Here is an 11,514-nt window from a genome sequence, read left to right as displayed (position 1 = left end):
GTCCGGCCACGTGGGCCCGGTGCCCGGGGAAGGCGGCGTCCGTCGGCCTGCCCGAGATCGAGCGGCTGCGTCAGTCCCGAGCGCTGCCGGGCGGCGGGCAGGCCGCCGGCCGCGGTGCTTCTCGTACGACGGCACAGTACGAACGACCCGCACGTGAGGGGACTGACCGGTGGTCAGCGGGCAGCCCGATCCGTAGGTGTGCAGCGGGAATTCTGGCAGACCGGCGCACCGCGCGCACAGAGTACCGGGGGAGATGATCTTCGCGTCGAGTAGGGGGGGATCACTGGAGGGGCGCGCCGAGCGGGGCCCGGGTGGGGCGGGTCGAGGGGGGTTCGAGGGGGGTGTGGGCAGGCTGGGGGGATGGCACGTGGGGTGTGGTGGCGGAGAGTCGGGGGCTTCTGGGAGCGGCTGGGGGCGGGGCTGGTCGCGCTCGGGCAGGCGCATGTGGCGGGGGCGGTGGCCGCGGCTGAGGCCGGCGGCTTGGTGGGGCCGGCGCCGGGGCATCCGGAGCGGGTGGTGGGGGACGTCGGGATGACGGCGGTGGAGCGGGGGTTGTGGAGCCAGTTGGTCGATCTGCCGGGCCACCGGTCGCGGTAGGCGCGTGCGGCGCTGACGGCCAGCCGACCCCGGGCTGACCGTCTCCGGGGCGCTGCTACCGGTGCAGGACCGTCCCGCCTTCGATGACCCAGAGGCTGGCCGGGACCGGGGCGCACTTGGTCACCTTGGCCGGTGCGTTCGGGTCCCGGTAGTCGGAGGCTGCCCAGCCGACCCGGCGTTCGCCGTGTTCGTCGGCCGGGTAGTAGGTCAGTCCGGCCTCGGGGTGCCAGCCGGGCCGTGAGGTGGTCGGCCGGCCGCCGACCGGGGTGACGGTGACGAGTTCGATGGGCCCGGTGGCGGTGACCGCACCGTTGCCGTCGACCGCCAGGCAGTCGATGTCGAACTCGACCCGGACGGTGCCGTCCTTGAAGACGTGCTGGGCCACGGCGTGCCCCCGGGCGCGGCCGTCGACCGTACGGGCGTCGACGCGGGCGGTGAGCCGCTCGCCCGGGTTGGGGCCCGGGCCGTGCTCGTTGAGCAGGGTCCAGCTGTGCAGGGCGAGGTGCCCGGCCGGTACGGGCGCGGCCGCGGCGGTGCCCGCCGTTGCGGTGGCGAGGGCCGTGACGGCGGTGGCGAGCGCGACGGCGGCGGTGGTCCTGCGCATGGTCGATCCTCTACGGGAAGAAGGGAGTCGGGCTGCTGCCCGGCTGCCTCCAAGCTCCCAGCCGACCCCCGGCCGCGGCCTCCGCCGTACGAACGGACCGGCTCCCCCCGGCGGGGGAACCGGCCCTCCTCCGGGGGTCTCAGCGGGTGGCGTGCCGCACCGCGTCCAGGGCGAGCGCGGCCGCCGCCAGTGCGGCCGCGACACCCGCGACCGCCGCCGGGGCCGGGGCCCGCTCCCCGGAGACGCCGAGGAAGTCCAGCCCGGCGACGTGGTTGACCATCCCGTACCAGAGCAGCGGGTAGACGGTCTGGAACAGTCGGGGGCCACGGGTGAGGCTGCCGAACAGCAGCGCCAGCGCCGGGACCAGCAGCGCCCCCGTCAGCGCCCCCGCCGCGGCCCGGGAGTGCCCGGCGCCGAGCAGGCGCACGGCCGGCACGGCCGTCACCGCCAGTGCGGGGAGGATCCCGGCGAGCAGCCCGGCCAGCCCCCGGCGCAGCGGGGACGGGCAGGCGCCGAGCAGCTCGCCGACGCTGCCGCCGCCCGCCCGGTGGCCCAGCCGGGACCAGAGCGGCACCGGCCAGAGCATCGCGAACGGCAGCACCGGGTGGCTCGGCCCGTCCGGGGCGACGCCCGCCGCGGCCACGGCCAGCACGCCCGCCCCGGCCCACCACCACAGCCGTCGGCCGTGCTCCAGGATCCGCAGCTCCCCGAGCACGGCGGCGAGGCCGCTGCGGCCCTCCCGGGCCGGAGTCAGCCGGGCCGGGTCGAGGGCGAGGCCGGCCGGGGCGGTCCCGGCGCCGGCCGCGGGTGCCTGCGCGTCCGAGTCCGAGGCGGGGTGGGCGCTTCGCCCGGCCCCGGCCCCGTCGAAGCGGTCGAACCAGAGCGCCCCGAGCAGTGCGATCCCCACCGCCGCGCCGACCAGCAGCACCCCCGTGGCTGCCGGTCCGCCGGCCTCGCCCGGCCCGAGGCCGGGCCAGTCGAAGCTGCCGGTCACCCGGTTGTCCGCGGTCAGGCCGACCCCGAACTCCACCCTGTCCACCGGCCGCCCGCCCGCCGCGAGCACCCCCCGGATCGACGCGGTGATCCGCCGCATGCCCAGCAGGTCCGGCCCGCCGCCGGCCTGCGCGCCCAGCACCAGGACCAGCCAGACCGCGAACCAGACCATCGCCCCCAGGGCGCCGCGCAGCCCGCGCACGGTGTCGAAGAGCACCGCGCACCCGGCCACCGCCGCCAGCAGGGGCAGCGTGATCAGGACGTACGGCAGCAGCAGCCGCACCACGTCCACCCGGTCCGAGTCCCCCTTGACCAGCTGCACCCCGACCGCCGTCCCGGCCAGTGCGAGCAGCATCGAGCCGAACAGCAGCAGGTTGCTGCCGAACTTGCCCGCCAGATAGCCGATCCGGCTCAGCGGGGTGGCGGCGAGCAGCTGGCCGACGCCGCTCTCCTCGTCCCGGACGACCGTGCCCCGGGCGATCCCGAAGCCCGCCAGCGACAGCCAGACCGCCCCGCCGAGCGCCGTCACCGTCCCCACGTAGCCGCTGGTGTAGCGGCCTTGCAGGTCGGTCACCTGGAACACCTCCCAGCGGGAGTCGCCCACCGGCGCGGCCAGCAGCCCCAGCGCGAGCGTGCCGAGCAGCACCACCAGGTAGCCCGGCCGCCGTCGGCGCTCCCGGAAGTCGGCCAGCGCGAGCGCCCCGATCCTGGTCAGCACGCCGGCACCCGCTCGGGCCCGGCGGTGAGCAGCAGGTACGCGTCCTCCAGTCGGGGCGGTACGGGCTGCGCCCCAGGTGCCGGCGGGTGCCCGGACAGCACCCGGGCCCGGACCCCCTGCGGGGTGCGGGTGGTGCCGCCGAGCAGGAACCGCGAGCGCAGCGGCGGGAGTTGATCGGCCGTCACGGTCAGTTCCCAGACCGAGCCCTCGGCGTCGCGCAACAGCTCCTCCGGGCTGCCGTGGTGCAGCAGCCGGCCGTCGCCCATCACGGCGATCCGGTCGGCGGTGGCGGCCACGTCCGGGACGATGTGGGTGGACAGCACGACGATCCGCTCGGCGCCGAGCCCGCTCAGGAGGCTGCCGAAGCGCAGCCGCTCCTCCGGGTCCAGCCCGACCGTGGGCTCGTCCACGATCAGCAGCGCCGGGTCGTTGAGCAGCGCCTGGGCGATGCCGACCCGCTGGCGCATCCCGCCGGACATCGCGCCCAGCCGCTGCCCGGCCGCCCCGGACAGGTTCACCAGCTGGAGCAGCTCCTCGATCCGGGCCCTGGCCGAGCGCCGACGCAGCCCCTTGGCGGCGGCCAGGTAGCCGAGGAACTCGCGGGCGGTGAGCTGCGGGTAGACGCCGAAGTCCTGCGGCAGGTAGCCGACGGTGCGGCGCAGCGGCCCGGGCCGGCGGGCGATGTCGACGCCCTCCCACAGCACCCGGCCCGAGGTGGGCCGGGTGACCGTGGCCAGGATGCGCATCAGGCTCGACTTGCCGGCGCCGTTGGCCCCCAGCAGGCCGAGCACCCCGGGCCGGAGCGTCAGTGAGAAGGAGTCCACCGCGCGCCGGCCGCCGCGGTACTCCTTGGTCAGGTCGAGGATCTGCAGTTCGGTCACCCCCGGAATGCTTCCGGTCGGGGCGGCTGCCGACATCTGCCATATGGCAGAGATCCGCGGTGTGCGAAGACGCGGCGGGGCGTGCGGAAAACGGCGGCGGGGCGGGCCGTCGGGCCCACCCCGCCACCGTTGTCGCCGTCGTACGGACCTACTCCTCGTCGCCGCCGAGGTCGCCGCCGAGGTCGCTGCCGTCCGGGGTGCCGCTGATCGCGTACCCCTGGCGGCGCGCCTCGTAGCAGGCCACCGTCGCGGCCGCCGAGACGTTCAGCGAGCCGACCCGGCCCAGCTGCGGCACGAACACCACCTGGTCGCAGAGCGCCAGCGCCTCGGGCGTGATCCCGCGGTCCTCGTGCCCGAGCACGAAGGCCACCGCCGGGGTCAGCTCGGCGGCGAACATCGGCACCGCCTCGTCCGCCAGCTCCAGCCCGACCACCTTGAAGCCGTCCGCCTTCGCGGCCGCCACCGCCTCGGCGACGGTCGGGAAGTGCTCGACCTTCAGGTACTTGTCGGTGCCCATCGCGGCCTTCTGCGCACCGGAGGAGCGCACCGACGGGGTGTCCCCGGTCAGGTACAGCTTCTCGGCGCCCATCGCCGCCCCGGTCCGGACCACCGAGCCGACGTTGAACGGCGACTGCAGGTTCTCCAGGATCATCGCGAGCCGGAACTCGTTGCTGCGCCGCCACGAGCGGTGCAGACGCTTCAGTTCGGTCCCGCGCAACTGCTTCACGACGTGGTACCCCGTCCACTCTCGGAGCCCTCGCCCGCATCCGGGCGGGGCCGCGCTTCCAGAATCCGGAACCCGTTGACCGACGTGACCCGGGAGGTCGGGTAGCCCTGCTCGTTGAGCCACTTCTGCAGCGAGTCCGAGCCCAGGTGCTTCTGCACCACGAGGAACGCCGAGCCGTCCGGGGTCAGCCGGCCGAGCCAGTGCGTCAGCAGCCCGCGCAGCGCGGCCTTGCCGATCCGGATCGGCGGGTTGGAGTAGATGGTGGCGAAGCGGACGTCCTCCGGGACGTCGTCCGGCAGCGCGGCCTGGACGTTGCCCAGCCGCAGTGCCTCGGCGTTCAGCCGCACCAGTTCGAGCGCCCGCTCGTTGACGTCCACCGCCCACACCGGCAGCCGTCGGCGCCGGGTCGCCCAGGTCAGCGCGATCGGGCCGTAGCCGCAGCCGACGTCCAGGATCGGGCCGCGCACCCGCGGCTGCGGGGCGTGCTCCAGCAGGATCCGGGTGCCCGGGTCGAGTCGGCTGCGGGAGAACACCCCGGCGTCGGTGGTCAGTTCCAGGGTGACGTCCGGGAGGGAGACCGTGATCGGCCGGCGCTCGCTGGCGACCTCGGGTGCACCGGTGAAGTAGTGCGAGCCGGACATGAACTTCCCGTCGTTCGTTGCGGCCGTCGTTCGCGGGGCCGTCGTTCGTAAGGGCCTCGGGGCCACCGGGTGGGTGCGGGTAAGCCCTGGGTACGGCACCGATCGTACCCCCGGCGGCCTGCGGCGCGTTCCGCCCGGACGAGGGGCCTGTCCTCGGACCCCCGCCTGCGGGGCGACGCCGGTGCGGTCGGCCGCTACAGCGTGCCGGGGGTCTTGCGGGTGGCCACGTTGATCCGGTTCCAGGCGTTGATGGTGAAGCAGACCGAGATCAGCTGCGCCAGCTCCGCCTCCCCGAAGTGCTCGGCGGCCCGGGCGTACACCGGGTCCGAGACCCCGCCGTCGATCCGCGCGACCTCCTCGGCCAGTGCCAGCGCGGCCCGCTCGCGCTCGCTGTACACCCCGGCCGGGGCCTCGTGCCAGACCGGCAGCAGGTAGATCCGCTCGTCGGTCTCGCCGGCCTTGCGGGCGTCCTTGGCGTGCATGTCCAGGCAGTACGCGCAGCCGTTCAGCTGCGAGGTGCGCATCTGCACCAGCTCGACCAGCGCCGGGTCCAGGCCCTCGCGGGCGGCGGCGTCCAGGGCGATCATCGCGCGGAACACCTTCGGGGCGGTGCGGGCGTAGTCGAGGCGGGCGGGGGCGGCGGTGGTGTCGTTCGTCGTCATGACTACGACCCTAGGAGCGGAATGCACCCGTTCCTTGGGGCATTGGGACACCTGTTTCGTGGGTCAATTCCGCTCCGGGCAACACGCCGGAACGGCCCCGGCGCATCGCGTCCGGGCGCCCGGCGGCGGATACTGCCAGTACCGCCACCCGTGAAGCCTCCGAACAGCGAGGACGGACGCCATGCCGCAGAATCACGAGGACTACCTGATCGACGAGGCCGTCGAAACCGTCGAACCCGACGACGAGGCACCCACCGGCGGTGAGTACGACGAGGTCGCCGAACGCCGGGCCCTCGGTGCGGACCCGGCCACCGACGTCGCGGACGCCGCCGAACAGAGCCGGGTGGTCCAGCTCGACGAGGACGACTACCGGGAGTAGGACCCGCCGCCCTACAGCGCCTTGCGGCGCTGCAGCCAGGTCATCGCCGCCCAACCCGGCAGCACCGGCAGGATCAGCGTCAGCAGCCGGAACAGCGCCACCGCCGCCAGCGCCCCGCCCTTCTCCATCGACGCGGTCTGCTGCAGCCCCAGCGTCAGCGCCGTGTCCACCGCGCCGGCCCCGCCCGGGGTGGGCGCGGCATTGCCCGCCGCATTGCCCACCAGGAACACCACCGCCACCGACGCGAAGGACGGCACCCGGCCGATCGCCCGCACGCAGCAGTACAGACAGGCGATCAGGCAGATCGACACCAGCAGCTGCCCGGCCACCCCCACCGCCAGCCGCCCCGGATTGCGCAGCAGATCCAGCAGCCGCGGCAGCACCTCGGCCGTCAACGGCCGCAGCCGCGCCGCCAGCCAGCGCCGGGCCGACGGGATCGCCCACACCAGCGCCAGCAGCACCGCCGCCACCGCCAGCCCGCCCACCACCGCGGGCAGCGCGTCCAGCTCCGAACCGCCGGGCTGCAGGTCCAGCAGGTAGACGAAGGCCCCCAGCTGCAACAGGTGCAGCACCAGCCCGATCAACTGCCCCACCCCGACGCTGGACAGCGCCTGCGCGGTCGGGATGTTTGCCTGCTGCAACAACCGGGTGTTCAAGGCGATCCCGCCGACGCCCCCGGGCGACACCAGCTTCACGAACGCCCCGGCCAACTGCGCCAGCACCGCGTTGCGGAAGTCCAGCCTCTCCGGCACGAACCCGACGAACCCCATCGCCGCCGCCACGTGGCTCGACGCCGCCGCCACCAGCGCCAACACCAGCCACCACGGATCGGCGTCGGCCAACGCCGCGACCGGATTGTCCTCCGCCGCGAAGAACTGCGGGATCAGCAGCCACCCGGCCACCACCCCGCCCACCACGGCGAGCAGGGTCCGCGGCCGCAACCGCTCCAACCGCACCGGCCGCCCGACCACCTCCGGCCGGCCCCGCACCACCTCCGCCCGGATCTCCTCCAACAACCCCCCGGACGCGACCTCGGTGCCGCGGGAGTCCTGGGGCTGCCCGTCGGCGGCCGTGGCGGGCCCGTTCCCGGACGCGGTCACCAGCGCCGGAGCCGACCTGTCGGCTCCGGCGCCCGGCTGCGCCCGGTGCGTGCTCTCGGCCGGCGCTGCGGCTCGGGGTGCGGGTACGGGGGCGTGTTCGCCGCCGCCGTGACCCCGCTGCGGCTCGGAGCCCGCCGCGCCGGCTTCGGCGCCCGGCCGGCTCGCGGGTCGCCGGCCGGCACGCCCCTCGGCCTCGCCGCCCAGCCGTCCCGACTCCGCGGCCGCGCCCCTGCTCAGCCCTTCCTCCGACTCCACGGCGGCCGGGGGCGTGCTCGGCCCGTTGTCCTGTGCGGCGGCGGCCTTCGGCTTCGCGTGGTGTTTGAGAGCCTGGCGGGTGGTGCGGGCGAGGGCGATGGGTTGGAGGAGGGGGAGGGCGGCGGCGACCGGGTCGGGGCCGAGGACGGTGGTGGCGGTGCGGACGGAGCGGGCGGCGCCGGCGCGCAGGGCGAGGGTGGTGAGGAGCTGGGCGATGTCGCAGCGGAGCACGAGTTCGCTGGCCGCGATGTCGCCGTCGGCGAAGTCGACCAGGTGGACGGCGCCGGTCTCGTCGATCAGCACGGAGGTGGGGACCAGGGCGCGGTGGGCGATCTCGCGGCGCTGGAGGAGGGCGAGTTGGCGCCAGGTGTCGGCGAGGAGGCCGTCGGTGATCTCCTCGTCGGCGAGCTGGTCCAGGGTGCGGCCGGCCAGGTGCTCGTACGCGATGAGGGCGGTGTCGTGGCCGAGGCCGGCCGTGGCGGCGATGCGGCGGGTGCGGACGCCGGCGGCGAGGGCCGCGTAGGTGACCAGGGCCTCGTGTTCCAGCCCGGTGCGCGGGGAGCGCAGTGCGCGGGGGTGCGGGGCGGTGCGCAGCCGCAGTCGGCGCCAGGCGCGCCGGACGGCGGCGGCGGTGACGGCCTGCCGGTCGAGCAGCTGGACGTCGAGTTCGGGCCACCCTTCGGCCTGCCGGACCCGGTAGCGGTCCGGACCGACGGGGAGGGCCTCGACCGGCCGCTGCCCGCTGTCCCGCAGGGCCCGCAGCACCTCGCCGGGCCGTGGCCGGGGGTCCGGGGTGCCGACGGCGTACAGGGTGCCGTGGGCGCCGGTCCAGCCGATGAGCAGGCCGAGCAGCAGCGCGGTGGGGGTGGCGTAGCCACCGGCCAGTCCGGCGAGGCCGGAGAGGGCGAGGACGGCCCAGGGCAGGCGCCGTTCGCGGCTGCCGGAGGCGGTCATGAAGGCGAGGACGGGCGCGAGGTAGCCGTAGACGGGTTCGGTGTGCGCGAGTACGTCGGCGGGCAGCCGCTGGGTGAGCGCGGCGACCAGTGAGGTCGGGGCGAGGTCGTCGGCCCACAGGTCGAGGGCGAGGGTGGCGCCGTACGCGAGGACGGCGGCGAGCAGCCCGTCGGAGACCTGTTGGAGGGCGCGCCGCCGGTCCGGGCCGAGCAGCCGGCGGACGGCGAGTCCGACCGGCAGCAGCAGGACGACGGCGGTGGTGAGCCCGCCGGCGAGGCCGGCCAGGGGGCGCGGCACCAGTGCGGCGGCTTCGGCGACGTCGGCGGCGAAGCCCCCGGTGGTGGCGCGGGCGTAGTCGGCGAGCAGCAGGGTGACCGCGATCGCGAGCAGGCCGGTGAGCAGCCGGATCAGGGCGACGGGCTGCCGGATCCGGCCGGTGTCGGTGAGCGGCCGCATCCGGGGCGGCCGGGCCCCGGGCCGGCTGTCTCCGGGCTTCCCGGCCCCGGGCTCCCGCGTGCCGGGCTGCCGGGGTATGCCCCCGCCGGTATCCGTCCGCCCGGAGGAGGAGGCACCGCCGCCCCCGCCGGTGTCGCCGTTCGTTCTCCCCGTCACGATCGCCACGGATGGCATGCTCCCATGCCACCCGTGACCCCGGAGCGGGGATCCCGCGCGGGCGCCGCACCTGCCGGGGCGGCGGCACCCGCTGGTCGGCGGACTCGGCTTCGGCCACGAGACCCTGGACGTCGACGGCGCACCGGACCAGGTCCGCGGACGGCCGCCGACGCGACACCCGGTACGACCCCTGGCACAACCCCCGGGGCCCGGGGCGCGTCCTGAGGCGGCCCGGCCCGGGCCGTCATAGCCTTCGACCATGAGTGCCTGCGAAGACCTCGCCATGGCCCCCCGGGACATCGAGCCCCGCCCGCCCGCCGACGGCTGCGCCGACTGCCTGGCCCAGGGCCGCCGGGACTGGGTGCACCTGCGGGTCTGCCTGGACTGCGGCCACATCGGCTGCTGCGACTTCTCGCCGCAGCGGCACGCCACCGCGCACTTCCACGACACCTCCCACCCGGTGATCCGCTCCTACGAGCCGGGGGAGGACTGGCGTTGGTGCTTCGTCCACGAGGTCATGGGCTGACCGGGGCGGGGGCCGTCCCGGTGGCGCCGGCCCACAACCCGGATAAAATCCGGACATAACGCCCGTGCGGCCCTCCGGTCGGCATCCGTCCGGCCGTGGCCGCCGAAGGGAGGCCGACGATGACCAAGCGAACCCCGGGCAGCACCGCCAAGCTCCGCCAGGGCACCCAGGACCTGCTGGAACGCCGGGGCATGGCGAGCACGCCCAGCAGCCTCGGACCGAAGCCGCGCACGGCGGCCATGTCCTCCTACGGCGCCGGGTACCTCTCCGGCGACGCCTTCCGCCACGGCGGGCGCGACGCGGCGGCATCGGCGATGCACGCCGCACCGTCGATGCACGCGGAGCTCAAGGGGCACCGGCACCGCGGCGCGGAGAAGCACTCCGCCCACTGACCGGCGGCGCCCGGCGCCGCCCGACGGCCCCTCGGGGGCGGATGCCGAGATCCGGGCGTCCGCCCCTGACACGTGGCCAGGGGCCTTGTCCGGGGCGTCTCGGGGGCGCCTCCGGGGCGCCTCCGGGCGGTTCCCCGATGTCGCGAGCGGCCGCTCTCCCGAAGACTCGGTCCCGTCCGAGCCGCCGCCCCCTCCGGGCGCACCGCCGTTGGAGAGTCCCCGCATGAACGCCCCCATCCCCAGCCGTCGTTGGACCACCCTCGTGGCGGCCGGCGCGCTGCTCGCCGCCGTCACGGTCGGCGCGGCGTCCCCCGCCCTGGCCGCCGACGCCCCGCCGGCCGCCACCGCCGCCGCCACCGCCACCGCGACGTCCCGACCCGGCCCGCTCGACCGGGACGCCCTCGACGCCGCCGTCCACGCCCTCCCCGGCGACATCACCGGCGCCCTGGTGCGCACCGCCGGTCCGGACGCCCGCTGGCACGGCACCTCCGGGGACGACGTCCCGGCCGACGCGAGGTTCCGGATCGGCAGCATCACCAAGGTGTTCACCGCGACGGTGATGCTCCAGCTCGTCGCCGAGGGCAAGGTCGACCTGAACGGCACCGCCCAGCAGTACCTGCCCGGTCTGCTCCCGGCCGACTACCCGCCGGTCACCGTCGGGCAGTTGCTCGACCACACCAGCGGTCTGCCCGGGGGCGGCGGCATGACCTCCGGTGACGGCAGCACGGGGTGGTTCGCCGCGCACAAGGCGGACGGGTTCACCCCCGAGCAGGTGGTGGCCGACATGCTCACCCAGCCGATGAGCTTCCCGCCCGGCACCGCCCAGCAGTACAACGGCAACAACTACTTCATCGCCGGCATGGTGATCGAGAAGGTCACCGGCGACAGCTACGCGGATCAGGTGCGGCAGCGGATCACCCGCCCGCTCGGCCTGCACGCCACCTACGTCCCGGACGCCGACGACCTCGACATCCGCGGCCCGCACGCCACCGGCTACCTGGACGTCAAGGCCGCCGACGGCGGCACCGACCGGGTGGACGTCACCGAGCAGAGCCCGTACCCGTGGGCCGAGGGCGGCATGGTCTCCTCCGCCGCCGACCTGGAGCACTTCCTCGGCGCCCTCTTCCGCGGCCGGCTGCTGCCGCCCGCCCAGCAGGCCGAGCTGTTCGACGTCCCGGACCTGCCGAACCACAACAACAAGAACTGCGACATCGGCCCGACCGCCGGGCACGCCTGCTTCAGCAAGGGCGGCCTGCTGCGCGCCGTCCTGCCCAACGGCACCGAGGTCTGGGGCAAGACCGGCTCCCGCCCGGGCTACACCAGCGCGGTCTTCGCCACCCGCGACCTCTCCCGCACCGTGGTGGTCAGCCTCAATCCGACCGGCATCGACGGTCAGGAGGCCCCCACCCAGTGGAAGCTGCTGACCACCGGCTTCGGTTCCGGTCAGGCGTACGGCAAGCAGTGACCCGGCTG

12 protein-coding genes are annotated in these 11,514 nt (G+C 75.5%); 5 read left to right on the top strand and 7 right to left on the bottom strand.

The genetic code is table 11. The annotated features are described in order from the left end of the window. The first annotated feature begins 360 nt into the window (after positions 1-360). A complete protein-coding gene (locus ACFQ87_RS01965; RefSeq protein ID WP_380608584.1) occupies positions 361-597 on the top strand; it encodes a DUF6059 family protein in 237 nt (78 codons plus the stop codon). 55 nt (positions 598-652) lie between these two features. On the opposite strand, the gene ACFQ87_RS01960 is transcribed toward ACFQ87_RS01965, so the two are convergent. The 6 genes from ACFQ87_RS01960 to ACFQ87_RS01935 all read right to left on the bottom strand — a co-directional run bounded on the left by ACFQ87_RS01960 (position 653) and on the right by ACFQ87_RS01935 (position 5,823). Further along, positions 653-1,201 carry a hypothetical protein gene (locus ACFQ87_RS01960; protein WP_380608582.1) on the bottom strand — a complete coding sequence of 183 codons (549 nt, stop codon included), beginning with the start codon at positions 1,199-1,201 and terminating at the stop codon, positions 653-655. Between the two features lie 139 nt (positions 1,202-1,340). Next, the gene (locus ACFQ87_RS01955; protein WP_380608580.1) at positions 1,341-2,912 is read right to left on the bottom strand and encodes an ABC transporter permease; all 1,572 of its coding nucleotides are present in this window, start codon (positions 2,910-2,912) and stop codon (positions 1,341-1,343) included. Next, positions 2,906-3,793, bottom strand: a complete 888-nt coding sequence (locus tag ACFQ87_RS01950; protein WP_380608579.1) for an ABC transporter ATP-binding protein — start codon at positions 3,791-3,793, stop codon at positions 2,906-2,908. The genes ACFQ87_RS01955 and ACFQ87_RS01950 overlap by 7 nt, the downstream gene beginning before the upstream one ends. A 148-nt stretch (positions 3,794-3,941) precedes the next feature. Further along, the gene (locus ACFQ87_RS01945) at positions 3,942-4,520 is read right to left on the bottom strand and encodes a TrmH family RNA methyltransferase (protein ID WP_380608578.1); all 579 of its coding nucleotides are present in this window, start codon (positions 4,518-4,520) and stop codon (positions 3,942-3,944) included. Further along, entirely contained in the window at positions 4,517-5,161 is a 645-nt protein-coding gene (locus ACFQ87_RS01940) for a class I SAM-dependent methyltransferase (protein WP_380608577.1), read from the bottom strand. The genes ACFQ87_RS01945 and ACFQ87_RS01940 overlap by 4 nt, the downstream gene beginning before the upstream one ends. Before the next feature lie 194 nt (positions 5,162-5,355). Further along, a complete protein-coding gene (locus ACFQ87_RS01935; protein ID WP_380608576.1) occupies positions 5,356-5,823 on the bottom strand; it encodes a carboxymuconolactone decarboxylase family protein in 468 nt (155 codons plus the stop codon). Between the two features lie 181 nt (positions 5,824-6,004). On the opposite strand from ACFQ87_RS01935, the gene ACFQ87_RS01930 reads away from it, so the two are divergent. Next, positions 6,005-6,202, top strand: coding sequence for a hypothetical protein (locus ACFQ87_RS01930; RefSeq protein WP_380608575.1), 198 nt, complete (start codon positions 6,005-6,007; stop codon positions 6,200-6,202). A gap of 11 nt (positions 6,203-6,213) precedes the next feature. Here ACFQ87_RS01930 and ACFQ87_RS01925 read toward each other — a convergent pair whose 3' ends face one another. Next, positions 6,214-9,132, bottom strand: coding sequence for a lysylphosphatidylglycerol synthase domain-containing protein (locus tag ACFQ87_RS01925; RefSeq protein WP_380608574.1), 2,919 nt, complete (start codon positions 9,130-9,132; stop codon positions 6,214-6,216). A 250-nt stretch (positions 9,133-9,382) separates the two neighbouring features. On the opposite strand from ACFQ87_RS01925, the gene ACFQ87_RS01920 reads away from it, so the two are divergent. The 3 genes from ACFQ87_RS01920 (at position 9,383) to ACFQ87_RS01910 (ending at position 11,506) form a co-directional block, all read left to right on the top strand. Further along, positions 9,383-9,649 (top strand): UBP-type zinc finger domain-containing protein, encoded by a 267-nt coding sequence (locus ACFQ87_RS01920; protein ID WP_380608573.1) that lies wholly within the window; start codon positions 9,383-9,385, stop codon positions 9,647-9,649. Between the two features lie 119 nt (positions 9,650-9,768). Continuing rightward, a complete protein-coding gene (locus tag ACFQ87_RS01915) occupies positions 9,769-10,041 on the top strand; it encodes a hypothetical protein (RefSeq protein WP_380608572.1) in 273 nt (90 codons plus the stop codon). Between the two features lie 223 nt (positions 10,042-10,264). Beyond that, a complete protein-coding gene (locus ACFQ87_RS01910; protein ID WP_380608571.1) occupies positions 10,265-11,506 on the top strand; it encodes a serine hydrolase domain-containing protein in 1,242 nt (413 codons plus the stop codon). Positions 11,507-11,514 lie beyond the last annotated feature (8 nt).

Origin of the sequence: Kitasatospora sp. NPDC056531 (assembly GCF_042794375.1) — a bacterium.
Taxonomy (GTDB): Bacteria; Actinomycetota; Actinomycetes; order Streptomycetales; family Streptomycetaceae; genus Kitasatospora.
The sequence above is the reverse complement of the archived record's forward strand: the minus strand, read 5'-3'. Positions and strand labels throughout refer to the sequence as shown.